Consider the following 19,665-nt stretch of genomic DNA (forward strand, 5'->3'; position numbering starts at 1 on the left):
TGAAAAAAATTGTAATTTTACTGATGTCCTTTATATTATTAAGCTGTGGAACTACCTATATGCTTTCAAGCTTTTATACAAGAGATTATGACCTAAATTGGATGCTTACACCTTCAGAACAGACCGACCTTAATTTTAGAAGTACTCCTATAGGAACAAAAAATTATAATTTTAATTCTCCTTCTTTAATTAGCACTAAAGATAATTACATATTATTCTTTTATGAAAAAAGAAATAATAATAATAGTGCTATTATAGGAGTAGACGGAAACACAGCAAACAGCACAGAAGTTTATGCGGCTATTTCTAAAAATGCCCAAAATTTTACTGTTGTTTCACAACTTATAGGCGGTTCTAGTTCAAAGTCTCATGGTTCACCTATTTCATTTTTAAATAACAACTCAGATATTGTGGTATTGGCTATTAGCGGAAGCGGTTTTGGAGGAGCTGGAACAACTGGAGATTCTTTAATATCAAAATCCGTAAGCGTTCCTAATGGTGCTTATAGATATTGGACAGATTGGGAAGATTTAGACACTAATATATTTGAACCTCTTTTTAAAGCTGGTTTTGATAGATTTTATACAAGCCCAGACAGCGGAGTTACTTTACGCAATGGCACTTTAGCATGTATTATAGATTATAAAAATTCTACTAATAGCACTAGAGCAGAAGGTTTTGCTATTCTTTATTCTACAGACGACGGAAATACTTGGAAAATAGGCTCAAGAGCAGCTTATACAGACCATAGATTTGCAAAAATAATAGCAGAAAGAAATGACGGCAAATTGCTTATAGCTGCAGTTGAAAATAGCAATAATGATTATAATAAGCAAGCAAATTTAGTTTGGTTTTTGGCAGATTCTTTAGAAGGCAATATATCAAGCTTTACTGTTAATGGTTTGAAAGAGCATAATTGCGGAAGCACTGCAGGAGGAAAAATAACATTGTCTGAAAATGGAGTTTCTAGAGAAGCTATTTTATTATTACATTCATACCCTAACCGTGAAACAGTAAATCCAAATGGTGTTGTCAATAATGTAGTAAATGCAAATGCTTTGTATGTAAGTTTTGATAATGGTCAAAATTGGAATATGATAACAAACATATTTTATCCTCTTAGCAAAGGTAGTGGTGATTTTTATGTTTATGATGACTATGATAATATGAGTTCTTTTAGGCAGAGCATGAAAATTTTTAAAGACGGAACAATAGCCTCTGTAATTGAAAACGGCGGGTATACTATAACAGGCTTTAATCTTGTTTACAGGAGATTTAGTTTAAGTGCTATATCGGACGGTAAATACAAATATGAAGGCTTATAATTTTATTAATAAAAAAGAGAGTGTTAAGCTCTCTTTTTTTGTTTTAAATATTTCATAATCCCCTACCCTTTTGTAAAAAATTCAATATTTTTATGTTATTTTTGTAAAAAACATTTGACTTTATTTGCATATATTACTATACTGTTAAAATATGAGTAATATTCTAGGGGGTCTATATGAAAAAGATTATTTATTCATTTTTGATAATATCTTTTTTAATGGCTATAAGCTGTAAAGACATGGGTAGTCTGCAAGATCAATTAAGCAATTTAGGTAAACCACCTGAAGAAATAGAAATACCAGATGGAGTTACTGATCCAGATACAGGACTTATAAAACCTGACGATGGAGATAGCGGCAGTACAGGCGGTGATAACACAGGAGGAGGCACTACAGGCGGCGGAAGTACTGGAGGCAGCGGAAGCACAGGCGGAAGCACTACTACTGGTCCTACTTATACTGTTTCATCAGATTTTCAAAGCAATAGCCCTATGAGAAGAAAAGTACTTCTTCAAGGTGTTGGTAATGCGTATTATAGAAATCCTGTTCTTGTGGTAGTTGGGGGAAATAGAATTTTTGCTTTCTCTGAAAAAAGGTATGTAAACTCTTCTGCTGGTAAAGATGTTGGTGTAGATGGTAAAACTAAAGTTGATATAGTTTATATGGTGAGTGCAAACAGCGGAAATGATTGGAGTGAGCATGAAAGTTATGTTAATCCAAACAATACAGAAACAACTAGTATAAATGATTCACACAGCGGTCATGTGGTATTTAAATATTCAGACACAAAAATAGTAATTGTTGCATCTGCAGGTGCAGGTTTAGCAAGAACAGATGAAGACCCAGACAAAAAAGATCCTCCTTCAAGAGTGGATTATATAGTTGGTACTGTTGATGGAACTAAAATTACTTGGGGCAATTGGCAGGAAGTAAGAACATCAGAAGGCACACCATTAGAAAAAGCTAGAAAGACTTGTGCTTTATATTTAAATGTAACTTGGAACAACAGAAACTATTCTCAAGTAGGTACGCAATCTGCAAGAGGCTATGTAATGACATCTGGAACGACATATATGATTATGCCTATTATATTTGCACACATGGGTCAAAACTCTAATTTATATGAGCTTATGGGAAGATATGTGTTAAAAGGAGAACTTAATAATGATACTGTAACTTGGACAGAGTATGAAAGTCCTGTTGCATATGGCGGATATGGTTCTGATTTTAATGGAAAAGTTGGAATGTGGAAAGAGACACAAGTTATAAGTGCTGGTGTTAATAATATTAAATACCTAGTTAGTCCTAGTGCGTTATGGAGACATTTCAAATTAGGCATTGTTACAGAGTCAGGAGCTAAGCCAAAAGATACTTCAATAACAGCTTCAGAGGGTTCTATAGGTTATTACAATGTAGGCACAAAGTGGTTTGGTACTTGGGAATACCCTATTAAGGATGGTTGGATACAAGGAACTAATAATAGTTCTCGTTCAAGCGGAATATTAATAGTTACTAAATACAAAGATGGTGTTGTATATAGAGATTTAACTATGTATTTGGTAAATGATAGTATTGGTATTAAAGGAAACGGTTTTGTAATAAATGCTGTTGGAAGATCTGCTTCTGTGGATATGTTGGCTGATGGTACTATAGTTACTTATGCCGAAGAAGGCAGTGATTATTATAATTACTTCAATGTATTTACAAGATATTCTCAAGCTTATATTGCTAAGAAGACTGGAAACGTTAATTAAAATATAAATATTAATAAAAATTAAAGAGAGTGTATATTTTTTATATGCTCTCTTTTTTATTTTAACAAAATTATTCTAATATAAAAAATCAATAAAAAAATAGTTCTCAAAAAATTAAAAGATTTATTTTTAAATGATAATTCTATATTTTTTTAATAAAACATATCTTATAAATATAGAAAAAACAATAAAAAGTATATAATTTTAATTTTTATTTAAAATTTAAGTGAATTCAAGTAAATAAATATAAAATTTTGCTTGACTTTAGTTTTTTATTCAATATACTTAAATATAGACGGGGTGGGTATAAATCTTTTTCTATAATATGATCTTTTGGAAATAATAAATCGATTAAAAAAACTTTGCTGTAAAAAAATTGGAAGTAATTTTTATTTTAATAAATAGGCAAAAAATTATATTTATGGAGATTTTTATGAGTAAAAAGATTATTTATTTATTGTTTTTAGTTGTAGCTTTAATCTTAGCATTTGCAAGCTGTAAGAAAGATAACGGTTTAAATCCCACTGTCTTTAAGAGTAACCCAAATAAAGAAGAAGTAATAAAAACGAATACAGGCGGTTTATATAAAGACTGGGATTCAATAAAAGACTTAACTGTTATACAAGACTTTCCTGTTATAGATGAATCAAAATCAGATAAATACTATTATAGAAACCCTATAATAGTTTCTTTGGTTGATAATGCTATCATAATGATAATTGAGAAAAGAATTGGTTTTAAAGGTTCTGAAAATGACATAGGTATAAACGGTGAAGGACCAGTAGATATAGTATATTCAACGTCTTTTGGCGGTGATTATTGGACTCCATTATCTACATTTGGTAATAATATATTTGGTGATTCTTCAACTGGTGCTGATGATGCTGTTTCTTCTCCTATAGTATATTATAAAAAACCTTCTTCTGGTAATACTACTAAAATGTATATAATAGCTTCTGCTGGTGCTGGTTTATCTCGTACTGATACAGCATATTCAAATAGAAATCCTCAGTCAAAACTTAAATATTTTGTTTGTGATATTTATTCCTCTAATAAAGACATTAGTATAACATGGAAAGGAGACTGGAAAGAGCTAACAATAACTGACCCTAGTCTTTCAGATATACAGTTTGGTACACATTCTGCAAGAGGAGTATTTATTTCTGATAATAAATTAGTTCTTCCTATAATAACAGCAGACTTAGGTGTTAATAATAATATTAAAGATGCAATGGGAGTGAAGTTCTTTGAGATTCAAATTAGTGCTGATAAAAATACCCTTACTATGGGTAATCAAATTGGTACAACAATAGAGTTTGATAAAGATAGTAGCGGTAAGTTTAGTATGTATAAAGAAGTAGAAGCAGTAGCTTATGATACTGATAAAGTAACTTATTTGGCAGTTCCTAACCCATCAAGAAATAATTATACTATGGGAAAAGGGGACAGCAGCAGTCAAACTGTAACAGCACTTACAGGATTAAAAGGTTCAGAAGGTTCTTTCGGTTTTTTGAAAATAAATAATGGTTGGTATGGTGCACAAGAATATAATCCAAATGCATATGCTTCAAATCCTTCAACTGCTGGTAATAGTGCTGGTAGTACAGTTTCAACTGCAATATTGTTCTCACATGTAGCATCTAAGGTTGGAAAAAATTATTTGTATATTCTTAACAGTGATTATACTCCTAAAGGCGGCGGTTTACAAATAGCTAAAACAAGTAAAAGCTCTTCTATAGATATATTGTCAGATGGTACTATAATTATGGCTACTGAAAAAGAAAGAAACCCTAATGTTGATGGCAATAAATTTAGTATATTCTTCAGCAGATATACTCAAAAATATTTAGCTGAAAACATAAAATAATTTAGAAATTAAATAGTTATGCTAGGAATATGTTTGATAGTGTCAAGTATATTTCTTGTTGTATTTTTTATTAGGAGAATACAAGTGAAAGAAATTATTTATATTATTTACTCTAATCAGTTGCGGCAGTGATTACTTTTATAAAATTATATTAAAATAAATTAAAAAATGCTTGTAAAAAAAAGTAAAAGATTTATAATTATTTTGTATGAAATTTTGATATTTATTTATAATAAAATATATATTATAGAGGTGTATAAATAATAAAAATATACAATTTAATTTTTATTTGAATTTTATTAAAAAAATAAGTGAATTCAAGTAAATAAATATAAAATTTTGCTTGAATTTAGTTTTTTTATTTAATATACTTAAATATAGATGTAAGGGGTATAAGGTATAAAGTTTTTCTATAATTCGGTCTTTTGAAAATAATAAATTGCTAAAAAACTTTGCTAAAAAAGAAGTTAAAGGCAATTTTTATTTAAATAATAAGGTAACAATTTTATTTTATGGAGATTATTATGAGTAAAAAGATTATTTATTTATTGTCTTTAGTTGTGGTTTTAAGCTTGTTATTTGCAAGTTGTAAGAAGGATAACGGTTTTAGTCCTATCAAAGATAAGAATGAAAATTCAGAAGATGAAATAAAAAATAATACAGGCGGTGTGATAGACAACTGGGAGGGTTTGGAAGAATATGCTGAGAAACCTATACAAGATTATGCTGTTATAGATGTTTCAAAATCAGGCAGTGACTATTATAGAAACCCTGTAGTTGTTGCTTTAGGCGGATCAAATGTATTAATAATCACTGAAAAAAGAATCGGTTTTAAAGGTTCAGAAAACGATGTAGGTGTAGATGGTAAAAATAGAACAGATATAGTATATTTATTGAGTAGTAATGCAGGCGATAGCTTTGCAAGTGCACAGACAGTTGGAAGTGCATCAACTAGCGGCAGTGACGCTGTTTGTTCTCCTATAGTATATTATAAGAAACCTTCTTCTGGTACTACTGCTAAAATATATATAATAGCCTCTTCTGGTGCTGGTTTATCTCGTACTGATACAGCATATACAGATAGAGATATTAAATCAAAGCTTAAATATATTGTTGGTACAGTTAGCGGTATTGATGGAAAAGCTACTGTAAGTTGGGATGCAGGTTGGCAAGATTTAAGTTGGACAGATAGCGGATCTGCACAGTATGGTACACACAGTGCAAGAGGTGTAATGGGTGATGATGGCAGTTTAATTCTTCCTGTAATATTTACAGAAGCGAACACGGGAGGTCTTGGTACTATTAGTGACCCTAAAGAGCGTTTGATGATGAATATATTTAAAATTGATAATAATAATTTTTCTATTGTAAATAATAATTCATTTGGTTTGTCTAGTTTCACACCGCTTGCTGCAGATACAAATTTCAACTCATATAAAGCAGCATCAGTAATAAGTTATAGTAGTACTGAACGAACTATAGACTATCTTTGTGTACCAACCGAGGAACCAATGAAAATTATGAAATGGGTGCATCGTGATGACCAAAATTCAGATAATTATTGGTCAATAACGGGTGGTTATGTTACTTTATTATCTAGCGGTGATGGCTCTTTCGGTTTCTTGAAAATAGATAACGGTTGGTATGGTACTAATGAGTATGATCCTTCAGTATATGCTTCAAATCCTGCAAATGCTGGCAGTAGTGTTGATAGTAAATCTTTGTTATCACATGCATTGCCTATGAATAATGGTGGAAAAGGCTATTTAATTTTCTATTATCTTGATATACATCAAGCTGGTGGTGGTATAGTACAAGCTAAAACAAGTAAAAGTTCTTCTATAGATATATTGCCAGATGGTACTATAATTATGGCTACCGAAAAAGAAAGAGATCCTAATGCTGATGGTAATAAATTTAGTATATTCTTCAGCAGATACACTCAAAAATATATATCAAAATAAAATAATTTGGAAAGATATTAATTAAATAATTATGCAAGGGATATATTTTTTCAAGTATATCCCTTGTTTTATGATTTTTTATTTAATAAATAATAAGGATAAAAATTATACATGGAGATTATTATGAGTAAGAAGATTATTTATTTATTGTTTTTACTTATGGCTTTAACCTTAGCGTTTGCAAGCTGTAAGAAAGATAACGGTTTAAATCCTACAACAGGATTTAACAACCCAATCATTCCAAGCGTTACCAACAGTATAAAAGATGAAGATAAAAATGTACAAACGAATACAGGCGGTTTATATGAAGATTGGGATTCAATAAAAGATTTAACTGTTATAGAAAACTATGCTGCTATAGATAAAGCAAGAGCAGGTACTAACTATTATAGAAATCCTATAGTAGTTGCATTAGGTTATAAGACTGTTATGATAATATTTGAGAGTAGAATGGGTTTCGGAGGTTCCGAAAACGGCACAGGTGTAAATGGTAAAGACCCAGTAGCTTTGGCATATACAATAGGTGTTAACTCTGGCGATCCTAATGACTTTTATAAAATAGCTCAGCCTAGTAGTTTTCAAACCGGTCCTGAGTACTATGTTTCTGATTTTGTAGTATATTATCAGAAACTTCCTACTAGTGATACTGCTACATTATATATAATAGCTTCTTCTGGTGCTGGTTTATCTCGTACTAATACACCATATGCAAGTAGAACTATTAAATCAAAACTTAGATATATGGCTTGCACTATTACTACTAGTCCTACTTCTGCTGATTTTCGATGGAACGATGACTGGACAGATTTAGAAATAACTGATTCTAGTCTTTCAGATATACAGTTTGGTACGCATTCTGCAAGAGGAGTTATTGCTTCTGACGGCAGTTTAATTCTTCCTATAATAACAGCAGACTTAGGTACTACTAGTGAGCCTAAAGAAAATATGGGCGTTAGATTCTATAAAGTTAATGCTAACGGTAGAACTCTTACACTTGGGTCACAAATTGGCAGAAGTATAGAATTTAAAGACAGTAGTAATTATAAAGAAGTACAAGCTGTAGCTTATGATGCTAGTAAAGTAACTTATTTGGCAATACCTAACTCATCAAGAAATAATTATACTATGGGAAAAGGTACTAGTGCTAATTCAACTGTAACAGCACTTACAGGAGTAAAAGGTTCAGATGGTTCTTTCGGCTTCTTGAAAATATCTAAAGGCTGGTATGGCACTAATCAGTATGATCCTAAACTATATGTTACTAGTCCTTCAACTGCCGGCAGTAAAGCTGAAGATACAATATTGTTCTCACATACGGAATCTAAGCTTGGAGCAAATTATTTGTATATGCTAAATGATTATTATACTTCTAAAGGCAAGTCAATACTTCAAATAGGCGAAACAAGTAAAAGTTCTTCTATAGATGTATTGGCAGATGGTACTATAATTATGGCTTCTGAAAGAGATGGAGAGGAAACGGCTAATGGTTTGAAATTTAGTATATACTTCAGCAGATATACTCAAAAATATTTAGCTGAACAATTAAAATAATTTTGAAGATACTAATATTGAATAGTTATGCAAGGGGTATATTTTTCAAGTATATCCCTTGTTTTATTATTTACTTAAGCAGTTACAGCACTAGTTATTTTTATTCAATATTTTATTTAATTTATAATTTTAATCCAGTATTTAGTTTTATGCCCTCTTTTTTATTTTAAATACATTTTTTTATATTATTAAATTTAAATTATTTACTAAAAATTAATTTTATTGTATAATAATTGCAACAATTTTTTTAAGGAGTATAATTAATGAGGCTTGAAGATTTAAAACATGAAAAGCTTAAAGCTTGGATAAAAGAAGTAGCTGATATGTGCGAACCTAAAGATATATATGTTTGCGATGGAAGTAAAGAAGAATATGACAGCTGTATGCAAGGGCTTGTTGATTTAGGTTTAGCTCATCCATTAACAAAAAGACCGCATAGCCATTCATTTAGAAGTGACCCTTCTGACGTGGCTCGTGTTGAAGACAGAACTTATATTAGTTATCCTAATAAAGAAGATGCAGGTCCTACTAACAACTGGATGTCTCCAGATGAATTAAAAAGCACTATGAAAGGTTTATATAAAGGTTGTATGAAAAATAGAACTATGTATGTTATTCCTTTCTCTATGGGTCCTGTTGGTTCTCCTATAGCTAAAATTGGTGTTGAGCTTACTGACAGTGCTTATGTTGTATGTAACATGCATATAATGACTAGAGTTGGTACTAAAGTATTAGATGTATTAGGTACTGATGGTGAGTTTATACCTTGTTTACATTCTGTAGGTGCTCCTCTTGCTGATGGTGAAAAAGACACTAAATGGCCTTGTGCACCAATAGAGAAAAAATATATTTCTCATTTCCCTGATGAAAACTTAATATGGTCTTATGGTTCTGGTTACGGCGGAAACGCTTTACTTGGTAAAAAATGTTTTGCTTTACGTATTGCTTCTGCTATGGCTAGAAGAGAAGGTTGGATGGCAGAACATATGCTTATTTTACGCCTAACTAATCCTGAAGGTAAAAGATTCCACATTGCTGCTGCATTCCCTAGTGCTTGCGGTAAAACTAACCTTGCTATGTTACAGCCTACAATTCCTGGTTGGAAATGTGAAACTATAGGTGACGATATTGCTTGGATGAAAATAAATCCTGAAGACGGAAGACTTTATGCTATTAACCCAGAAGCTGGTTTCTTTGGTGTAGCTCCCGGTACTTCTTATGATTCTAACCCTATGGCTATGGATTCAATAAAAGAAAACACTATATTCACTAACTGTGTAGAAACAGATGACGGTGATGTATGGTGGGAAGGTATGGGACCTGCTCCTAAACATGGTAAAGACTGGAAAGGTAATGACTGGACTCCAGAAAGCGGAGAGAAAGGTGCTCACCCTAATGCTAGATTTACAGCTCCTGCTAGACAATGTCCTGTTATATGTAAAGACTGGGAAGACCCTAAAGGTGTGCCTATAGATATATTTATCTTTGGTGGAAGAAGAGCTTCTGTTATGCCATTAGTACATGAATCTTACAGCTGGGATCATGGTGTATTTATGGGTTCTACTGCTGCTAGTGAAACTACTGCTGCTAACATTGGTGCTGCTGGTCAGTTAAGATTTGACCCATTTGCTATGCTTCCTTTTGCTGGTTACAATATGGGCGATTATATGAACCACTGGCTTGAAATGGGAGATAAATTAGGCGATAAAGCTCCTAGAATCTTCTATGTAAACTGGTTTAGAAAAGATGCTGACGGTAAATGGTTATGGCCTGGATTTGGTGATAACTCAAGAGTCTTAAAATGGATGTGTGAAAGAGTTGAAGGTAAAATTGATGCTGTTGACACTCCTATAGGTAAAATGCCTAAAGATGGTGATTTAGACCTTAAAGGTTTAGATATTCCTGAAGCTGATTTCAAAGAGCTTATGAGAGTAGATGTTGAGGCTTGGAAAGATCAAGCTAATCAGATTGAAGCTCATTATGCTAAATTTGGTTCAAGACTTCCAGAAAGACTTAAAAAACAATTAGAAGAATTAAGAGCTAGATTAAGCAAATAATTTAGTTTTTCTTAGAAATATTTAAGCCAATAGTTTAATAAAAACATTAAGCTATTGGCTTTTTTAGTATATAATAAATAACTATATTTTGTAATGTAAGTTTTTGTTTTATTCAACTTTTTCCAACTGCAAAAATTTTTTACCTTTTTAGTGTGCTTCGTAAAAGTGCTATAGCTTTATATATTTGTAATATGTATAAAATATAAAGCAATACCTGCTTTTAGCTAAAAATGCAGTCTTTTTGCTTCTTTGTGTCAATCCCACAGGTACTTACTATGGTCGCCCTGAAGGACTCATTTCAGTCGCAAAATAGAGGCACTCTTCACAGCGGGAAAGCACCACAAATAAAAAACTAAAAAAATAAACTTTTAGTATATATTTAAAGAATTATTTTTTATCAACTTTTTCCCGTAGCTACGCTCTGCGGACTTCGTCAAAGTTGCAAAAAGTACAAGTACTATAGCTAATATATTAGGAATATGTATTAATATAAAATAATATTTGTATTTTAATCTAAAAAATGCAGCCTTTTTGTTTCTTTGACGAAGCAGCATCACGACCTTAAAAATTTTCAGTATATATAAAAATAGGCTCGAATCTATTAATTCAAGCCTAATATAAATATATTAAATTATTATTAAAAACTATTCTAAATAACAGTGATGGAATCTGTGGAAACCTAAAGAGTCATAATATACGCCTTTAAGTTTTGGAGATACTAAAAGAGGCTCCGTATAGAAATATATTGGTATTATAGCTTCCTCTTTCATAAGCATCTCTTCTGCCTTATGCATAGTCTCCATTCTAAACTTTTGATCTCCTGAAAGCATAACTTCATTTATCATATCATCATAAGCTTTGTTGCTGTAAACACTATAATTGTTTGGAGAATAACTAACACATAAAGTCATAAAGTTAATAGGGTCATTAAAGTCTCCATTCCAACCACCTCTAGCCATTTCTATATTTCTATCATATCTAGTTTGTAAAAATACTGCCCACTCCTCTTGTGTTAAACTAACATCGATACCTAAATTTTCTTTCCACATCTGCTGAACAGCTTCAAATATTTTTACATGAAGTCCGGGATCTGCTTTAAACTCCATAACAGGAAAACCTTCTCCATTAGGATATCCAGCTTCAGCCATTAATCTTTTAGCTTCTTCTACATTAGACTTATATCCCTCTTTGCTTACATCTATATAATCACCGCCGTTTTCTCTAAAATCTCCTTCATAATCTGATATGCCATAAGGAACTAAAGCAGCAGCAGGTTTCTCCCCTCCCCTTGTTATTTGCTCAACTATATAGTTTCTATCAATTGCAAGAGATAATGCTTTTCTTACTCTTACATCTTTTAATATATCATTTGTTAAATTCAAACAATAATAATATGATGATATTCTTGGTTTAATTACTATAAATCCTTCATCATTTAATGTTTGTATATCTTGTCTAGGGAATGATCTAGCAAAATGCAAACTTCCTGCTTTTACACCAGCTACAGAAGCAGTTTCATTTTCCATAAGAACGAATGTGATTTTATCAGGTACAATAGTATCTATATTCCAATAATTTGTATTTTTTACCATTACAAGGCTTTCATCTCTGTTTCTCTCTACAAGTTTGAAAGCACCATTTCCTATATAAGTTTCTGCATTTAAAGTCCATTTATCACCATATTGTTCAATGATATCTTTTCTTAAAGGGTAGAAAGTAGGAAAGCTTAAAAGCTCTAAAAAATATGCAGTAGGTGCTTCCAACTGAACTTCTAATGTAAAATCATCTAATGCCTTAACACCTAAATTTTCTTTTGGCATATCTCCAGCAGTTATAGCTTTAGCATTTTTTACAGGTTCATGCTGATATCCATACTGACTTCCTGTTGCTGGATCTACTACTCTCTGCCAAGAATATACAAAATCATTTGCTGTAACTGTTTTACCATCAGTCCATTTTGCATTGGTTCTAAGTTTGAATGTATATGTAAGCCCGTCATCGCTTATTTCCCAACTTTCAGCAACTCCCGGTATTAACTTACCATTATCATCTTTTTCTATTAACCCTTCAAATGTATGAGTTAGATAAAATACTGCATCAGATGTTACATTTATACTAGGGTCTATAGTATTTGGTTCAGGACCTGTATTAATAAATATTGATATTCCTTCTTCTTTCTTATTGCCATTTGAACATGATATAACAGATAAAAATATTAAAAAAGATATAATTATTTTATTTAGTTTTGTCATATTTCCTCCTAACATTAATTAAAAAAATAACTTTATAAAGTATTATTTTGAATAGTATATACTTTATATGTATTAAAGTCAATTTTATATTGTTTTCTATAATAAGTTTTTATTATTATAAAAAAAGCCAAAATTGACAAAATATAATCATTTAAATATAATGAGTCTATAAAATAAATTATAAGGAATTAATATGCAAAGTGTAATAATGCCTCCTATATGGTTTGTAAATAATAGTTCTTATAATAAAACATTTAAAAATTATTTTAATTCTCTTTCAGATATTGATAAAGAAGAATATCAAAAACTTTTTGAAGAACCTATTGTATTTAGAGGTTTTTATAGTGATAATATATTTATAAATAATGATTATAAAATACTGTATTGGAATAAAGAAGGAAAACAAAAATATTCTTTAGAGAAGCTTCAAAAAGATTTTAATAAAGGAAAGAAAATAGATTTTTTATTTTTTTATGGTCATACTAGTGATAAGAAAGAGATTACTAAATCATCATTAAGTCAATGGTATATTACTGATTTTAAAGAAAATGATTTAGTATTTAATTGTATGGAAAAATATATGATGTACAATAAGGCATTATTATTTGGAGATAAAGATATAGCATTTGAAATTTTAGATAATAGTCAGCCTAAAAAGATAAAAGAGCTTGGAAGAAAAGTTAAAAATTTTGATAATGAAATATGGAATAAAATTAAATATACAATAGTACTTACCGGAAATTATTATAAATTTTCTCAAAATAATGATTTAAGAAATTTTTTATTAAGTACAAAAAATAAAGTATTAGTTGAAGCAAGTCCTTATGATAAAGTATGGGGAATAAAAATGAAATATGATGATGAAAATGCAGAAAATCCTTTTTTATGGAAAGGAGAAAATTTATTAGGTTTTGCTTTAATGGAAGTAAGAGATGAAATAAATAGAGTATATAAAAATTATGATATTATAGATTGGGAAAGATTTTATAATAAATAATATTGTTATAACTATTTTTTACTTAAAAATTTCATAAAAAATTAAAAAATATTATTTACAAATAAAAGAATAATTGGTATTATTAAAACAACCTAAGTGAATAACTATTAATGTTTATCATGAAGGAATATTTTTAGTTTTATATTATCTAATTTATGGAAAATAATAGAATTGCTGTTATAGGTATAATAATTGAAAACACTGATAATGTTTTAAAGGTGAATGAAATTTTGCATGAATACAGCGATTTTATTATAGGAAGAATGGGTATTCCTTATAGAGAAGAGAATATAAATATAATCAGCATAGTCTTAAATGCTCCTAATGATAAAATTAATAGTTTGACTGGTAAACTAGGTATGCTTGAAGGTGTTTCTGCTAAAGCACTTTATGCAAACAAAAAATAATAAGCAGTTTAATTATTAGGAGTTTATATTATGTCTTCGGATACTTTATTTAAGTACGATTCAAAGTCAAGAAATGCAAATGAATTTATTAATGATGAAGAAATATTAAAAACAATATCTCAAGTCGAAAACGGTGATTACAATATAAGAGATATATTAAACAAAGCTAATGAAATGAAAGGACTTGAACCTAATGAGGCATTGGCTTTACTTCTTTGTGATGACAAGAAAATAGAAAATGAAATGTTTGAAATAGCGAAGAAAATAAAATTAGAAATATACGGAAAGAGAATAGTTTTATTTGCTCCGCTTTATTTATCAAATTATTGTGTTAATGGATGTGTTTACTGTCCTTATCATGCTAAAAACAAACATATAGCTAGAAAGCAATTAACTCAAGATGAGATTAGAGCGGAAGTAATAGCATTGCAGGATATGGGTCATAAAAGACTTGCATTAGAAACAGGAGAAGACCCAGACTATGCAAGCATGGAGTATTTACTTGAATCAATAAAAACAATATACAGCATTAAACATAAAAACGGTGCAATAAGAAGGGTGAATGTTAATATTGCAGCTACTACAGTAGAGAATTATAAAAAGTTAAAAGATGCAGGCATTGGTACTTATGTATTATTTCAAGAAACATATCATAAACCTACTTATGAGAAAGTTCACCCAAGCGGACCAAAAAGCAATTACGAATATCATACAGAGGCAATGGATAGAGCTATGGAAGGCGGTATTGATGATGTTGGTATAGGGGTATTATTTGGGCTTTACAATTATAAATATGATTTTACTGCTATGCTTTATCATGCCAAACATTTGGAAGAAACTTTTGGGTGCGGGCCTCATACAATAAGTGTTCCGAGAATAAGACCTGCTGATGATGTTGATGTGAAAAGTTTTCCTAATGCTATAACAGACAGTTTATTCAAAAAAATAGTTGCTGTTTTAAGGATTGCTGTTCCTTATACTGGAATAATAGTTTCTACAAGAGAGAGTAAGAAATCAAGAGAGGAAGTTTTGGAAGTTGGAGTTTCACAGATAAGCGGAGGGTCAAGAACAAGCGTGGGCGGATATGTTGAAGAGGAGGAAGAGAACTCCAAACAATTTGAAATATCTGACAACCGTTCACTTGATGATGTTATAAAATGGCTTTGCGATATAGATTATCTTCCGAGCTTTTGTACTGCTTGTTATAGAGAAGGAAGAACAGGCGACAGGTTTATGTCTTTTGCTAAAAGCGGACAGATAAAAAATTTCTGTCAGGCTAATGCTATAATAACTTTAAAAGAGTATGAGAATGATTATGCCAAAGAAGAGACTAAAAAATCAATAGACAAAGTTATGAATAATGAAATAGAACGCATACCTAATGAAAAAGTTAAAGCAAAATTGGCAGAAGCTTTAAAAGGAATAGACGAAGGAAGGAGAGATTTTAAGTTTTAAATATATTTATTTTAGTGTATAGCTAAACAATTACGTTTTACTAAATTCTATACATTATTATGTATTAAATATAGGATATAATTAAATTTATACTAAAAAATGCAGTCTTTTTGGTTCTTTGTGCCAACAAAAGAACTGGGGGTGTGTACCCTAAGGGCACGCTTCGCAGGGGGCTAGTCCCCACAAATAATAAAAAACTTAGAAATTTTGTTGTTCTTTTTCCCGCCTTCGTACCCACAGGCACTTCCTTCGGTCGCGGTGCGGACTTCGTCAAAGAACCAAAAAGTGCAAGTGTTTTAGCTTTATATGTTGGTAATATGTATAAGCGAATATAAAATAATATATATTTTTTTTATATATAAAGCTGAATTTTATAAAATGCAGTTCTTTTGGTTCTTTTATACCAATAAAAGAACTGGGGTGCGGGGCAAAGCCCTGCGAACAATAAAAAAATTAATTTTTAATAAGCTTAAAAAAATTTAGTATATATTAAAAGCATGAATTAATTTATTTATAATAGGAAAAAATATGAATGATACACCAAATTCTAATAGAACTCATATTGCAATATTTGGAAGAAGAAATGTTGGTAAATCAAGTATTATCAATGCAATTGCAAATCAAGATGTTGCAATAGTTTCAGATACTGCAGGGACAACTACCGACCCTGTTAAAAAAGCTATAGAAATAAATAAAATAGGAGCATGCACTATTGTTGATACTGCTGGCTTTGATGATGAGGGAGAGCTTGGGGAATTAAGAATAAAAAGAACAAAAAAAATAATGGAGTCGGATGATATTGCTTTGCTTGTTTTTGACGCTAGTTTTATTAATAATGATTATTTGCTTGAGTTAAAATGGAAAAATGAATTAACAAGTTTAGAGATACCTGTTGTAGCAGTTTTAAACAAAATAGATTTAAATAATAATTACAAACAAATAGAACAAAATATAAAAGATGTATTTGATTTGGAAACTGTTTCAATAAGTGCTAGTAAGAAAATTAATATAGATTTGTTAATTGATACTATAAAATTAACTATTCCAAAAACAGAAGAGATAAGTATAACAGGGCATATAATAAAAGAAGATGATATAGTAATGCTTGTTATGCCTCAGGATATTCAAGCCCCTAAAGGCAGGCTCATTCTTCCGCAGGTTCAAACTATAAGGGATATTTTAGACAATAAAGCTGTGATAATGGCTTCAACATTTGATAAATTTGAAAATGCATTAAAAGCATTAAGCAAGGCTCCTAAAGTTATAATAACAGATTCTCAAGTATTCAAAGAAGTAGAAAGATTAAAACCTAAAGAGAGTTTATTAACTTCTTTTTCAGTGCTTTTTGCTCGTTATAAAGGAAATGAAGAAGTATACAAAAGAGGAGCTGATTTTATAGATAGCCTAACAAAAGAGAGTAAAATATTAATAGCAGAAAGCTGTAGTCATATACCTCTTGAAGGAGATATAGGCAGAGTAAAAATTCCTAATCTATTAAAAAAGAAATTCGGTTTTGAGTTTGATATAGATTATGTGGCAGGGGCTGATTTTCCAGATAATTTGTCAAAATATGATTTAGTTATACATTGCGGAGGATGCATGGGTACTAGAAAACATATTTTAAATAGAATAAGAATATGCGAAGAGCAGAATGTGCCTATCACTAATTACGGCATGACTATAGCGAAAATTAATGGCGTTAAATATATATAATAATTTTATATAATTAAAACAATTACATTTTATTAATTTTTTGTTGTTCTTTTTCCCGCAGCAAAAGAACCAAAAAGTGCAAAATAATATTAGTTGTATTTTATATTTAATATAATTTATTAATTTTTTTTAAAAAATAAAGGAATATAAACTTGATTAATATAAATAAAACAAAAGAAATTATTAACAAAATAGAAATAGAAGAAAAAATATCAAGAGAAGATGCTTTCGCTCTTTTATCATCTTTTGAATATGATAATAATATTAATATAAAAAATTTAAATGATGAAGAGAAAGAAGAAGTAAAAAAACTAAAAGAATATCTAAGAATTAAGGCAAGAGAAAAGGCTGATAAAATATTCGGAAAATATGTTTTTATGCGTGGTCTTATAGAGTTTACTAATTATTGTAAGAATGACTGTATATATTGCGGAATAAGAAAAAGCAATAAAAAAGCAGAGCATTACAGATTGAGTAAAGAAGATATTTTATCATGCTGTGAACTTGGCTATGAAATAGGATTCAGAACTTTTGTACTTCAGGGAGGGGAAGACCCTTATTATAATATAAATATAATGTCTGATATAGTTGAGGCAATTAAAACTAAATTTTCAGATTGTGCTCTAACATTATCTATAGGTGAAAAAAAAGAAGAATATTATAAAGTATTAAAAGAAAAAGGTGCAGACAGATTTTTACTAAGACATGAAACAGCTGATAATATTCATTATTCAAAACTTCATCCTAATAATATGAGTTTAGAAAATAGAAAAGAATGTTTGAGAACTTTAAAAAAATTAGGATATCAAACAGGCACAGGCATAATGGTTGGAAGCCCTTATCAAACTTTGGAAAATATTGCCGATGATTTTATTTTCATGCAGGAAATTAATCCTGAGATGATAGGAATAGGACCTTTTTTGCCTCATAAAGACACACCTTTTGCAAATGAAAAAAAAGGAGAATTGGAACTTACTTTAATACTTATAGCAATACTTCGTTTAGTTTTTCCATTAGCACTGATACCAGCTACCACTGCTTTAGGCACTATCAAAGAAGGAGGCAGGGAACTTGGTATACTTTATGGAGCTAATGTTGTTATGCCTAATTTATCTCCTCTTGATGTGAGAAAAAAATATTCACTATATAATAATAAAATAGCAACAGGTACAGAATCTGCCGAAGGAGTTGAAAGCCTTAGAAAAAATATGTTAGATATAGGATACATACTCACAGGAGAACGAGGAGATTTTGATATAAACAGAGGAAAATAATTTTTTTTGCATAAATTAAGTTTTTATTGAAATACTTTATTGTATTAAAAAAATTAAAAGTCCAAATTAAATCTATCATTTATTAATGGTATAATATTTATAACAGGCTCTTCATAAGGATGCACTTCTTTTATTACTTTTACTGCATTTTCAACATTCTTTATATTTGTAGCAAACTCTATCTTATCTTCACTAGCCTTTGATAATTTATTAATTTCCCCATCAAAAGGATTAGCATTTTTTAAAGGTCTCCAATAACCCGTTACCTTTGTTACACTCATTACATTATCATAATTACCAACTCCCAAAACTCCTATATCGTTTAATGCCTCTCTTAATTTATCTCTATATTCTTCAGGTATATAAACTTCAATTTTTACTTTTTTAAAATCCATTATATTTGCTCCTAATTTATATTAATTAAGTTAATTAAATCAATTATAAAATCACAAATCTATGTAATAAAGAACTATATCCTCATACTCATTATTTTTATTGAGATAGCCTTTCTTTACAATACCTATTTCATTAAAGCCTATTTTTTTATATAACCTATGAGCTGTTTCATTAGACAATACAACAGCATTAAACTGAAGTATTTTATACCCCAATTTACCACCTTGTTTAATGGAATCTCGCACTAATGCCTCCCCTACTCCTTTACCCCTAATATTTTTATCTACCGCATAAGAAGCATTGCATATATGTCCGCACCTTCCTATATTATTAGGGTGAAGTATATAAACTCCATAAACTTTTTCATCTTCTACTGCTAAGCCAGTATAGTCTTGAGAAGAAAAATATTTATCTGCTTCTTCTATATCTTTTAAAACATCTATTTGGGGAAAATAAACACCATCTTCTATAATGTTATTCCATATACACAAAGCCTTTTTAACATATTTTTTATTATATTTTACTATTTCCATAATTAAACTCCTTTGTGTTATTATATATTATCAATTTATATTATGCTATTGACAAATAAACAAAAATATTTATACTACTATCAGTCTGAAAACGTACTTCTAATATTTTTTTATTTACAA

Annotated in this window: 14 protein-coding genes; 11 read left to right on the forward strand and 3 right to left on the reverse strand. The window is 30.0% G+C overall.

Translation table 11 applies throughout. The annotated features are described in order from the left end of the window. Positions 1-59 precede the first annotated feature (59 nt). From GQX97_RS05100 to GQX97_RS05125, 6 genes are all read left to right on the forward strand, one after another. A complete protein-coding gene (locus GQX97_RS05100; RefSeq protein ID WP_232473264.1) occupies positions 60-1,325 on the forward strand; it encodes a sialidase family protein in 1,266 nt (421 codons plus the stop codon). Between the two features lie 176 nt (positions 1,326-1,501). Beyond that, entirely contained in the window at positions 1,502-3,079 is a 1,578-nt protein-coding gene (locus GQX97_RS05105) for a sialidase family protein (RefSeq protein ID WP_157150856.1), read from the forward strand. Positions 3,080-3,512: 433 nt separating this feature from the next. After that, positions 3,513-4,946 carry a sialidase family protein gene (locus GQX97_RS05110; protein WP_157150857.1) on the forward strand — a complete coding sequence of 478 codons (1,434 nt, stop codon included), beginning with the start codon at positions 3,513-3,515 and terminating at the stop codon, positions 4,944-4,946. Positions 4,947-5,470: 524 nt separating this feature from the next. After that, entirely contained in the window at positions 5,471-6,910 is a 1,440-nt protein-coding gene (locus tag GQX97_RS05115) for a sialidase family protein (RefSeq protein WP_157150858.1), read from the forward strand. Positions 6,911-7,033: 123 nt separating this feature from the next. Next, positions 7,034-8,461, forward strand: coding sequence for a hypothetical protein (locus tag GQX97_RS05120; RefSeq protein WP_157150859.1), 1,428 nt, complete (start codon positions 7,034-7,036; stop codon positions 8,459-8,461). Between the two features lie 263 nt (positions 8,462-8,724). Next, positions 8,725-10,518 carry a phosphoenolpyruvate carboxykinase (GTP) gene (locus GQX97_RS05125; RefSeq protein ID WP_157150860.1) on the forward strand — a complete coding sequence of 598 codons (1,794 nt, stop codon included), beginning with the start codon at positions 8,725-8,727 and terminating at the stop codon, positions 10,516-10,518. Positions 10,519-11,162: 644 nt separating this feature from the next. Here GQX97_RS05125 and GQX97_RS05130 read toward each other — a convergent pair. After that, complete coding sequence (locus GQX97_RS05130) at positions 11,163-12,770, reverse strand: peptide ABC transporter substrate-binding protein (protein ID WP_157150861.1); 1,608 nt, start codon at positions 12,768-12,770, stop codon at positions 11,163-11,165. Positions 12,771-12,963: 193 nt separating this feature from the next. On the opposite strand from GQX97_RS05130, the gene GQX97_RS05135 reads away from it, so the two are divergent. From GQX97_RS05135 to hydE, 5 genes are all read left to right on the forward strand, one after another. Continuing rightward, on the forward strand, positions 12,964-13,767 hold the full coding sequence (locus GQX97_RS05135; protein ID WP_157150862.1) for an NADAR family protein: 804 nt from the start codon (positions 12,964-12,966) through the stop codon (positions 13,765-13,767). A 155-nt stretch (positions 13,768-13,922) separates the two neighbouring features. Next, positions 13,923-14,174 (forward strand): TM1266 family iron-only hydrogenase system putative regulator, encoded by a 252-nt coding sequence (locus GQX97_RS05140; protein WP_157150863.1) that lies wholly within the window; start codon positions 13,923-13,925, stop codon positions 14,172-14,174. Between the two features lie 30 nt (positions 14,175-14,204). Next, a complete protein-coding gene (gene hydG, locus GQX97_RS05145; RefSeq protein ID WP_157150864.1) occupies positions 14,205-15,629 on the forward strand; it encodes a [FeFe] hydrogenase H-cluster radical SAM maturase HydG in 1,425 nt (474 codons plus the stop codon). A 528-nt stretch (positions 15,630-16,157) separates the two neighbouring features. After that, positions 16,158-17,342 (forward strand): [FeFe] hydrogenase H-cluster maturation GTPase HydF, encoded by a 1,185-nt coding sequence (gene hydF, locus GQX97_RS05150; RefSeq protein ID WP_157150865.1) that lies wholly within the window; start codon positions 16,158-16,160, stop codon positions 17,340-17,342. Positions 17,343-17,494: 152 nt separating this feature from the next. After that, positions 17,495-18,616: a [FeFe] hydrogenase H-cluster radical SAM maturase HydE gene (hydE, locus tag GQX97_RS05155; RefSeq protein ID WP_157150866.1), complete on the forward strand. Its 1,122-nt coding sequence runs from the start codon at positions 17,495-17,497 to the stop codon at positions 18,614-18,616. Positions 18,617-18,669: 53 nt separating this feature from the next. Here the strand turns inward: hydE and GQX97_RS05160 are convergent, their stop codons facing one another. Together GQX97_RS05160 and GQX97_RS05165 are read right to left on the reverse strand one after the other, a co-directional pair. Continuing rightward, on the reverse strand, positions 18,670-19,011 hold the full coding sequence (locus GQX97_RS05160) for a cytochrome C biogenesis protein (RefSeq protein WP_157150867.1): 342 nt from the start codon (positions 19,009-19,011) through the stop codon (positions 18,670-18,672). Between the two features lie 51 nt (positions 19,012-19,062). Then, positions 19,063-19,545 (reverse strand): GNAT family N-acetyltransferase, encoded by a 483-nt coding sequence (locus tag GQX97_RS05165; RefSeq protein WP_157150868.1) that lies wholly within the window; start codon positions 19,543-19,545, stop codon positions 19,063-19,065. Positions 19,546-19,665: the final 120 nt, after the last annotated feature.

It is taken from the genome of Brachyspira sp. SAP_772, from assembly GCF_009755885.1.
In the GTDB taxonomy this organism is placed as follows: Bacteria; Spirochaetota; Brachyspiria; order Brachyspirales; family Brachyspiraceae; genus Brachyspira.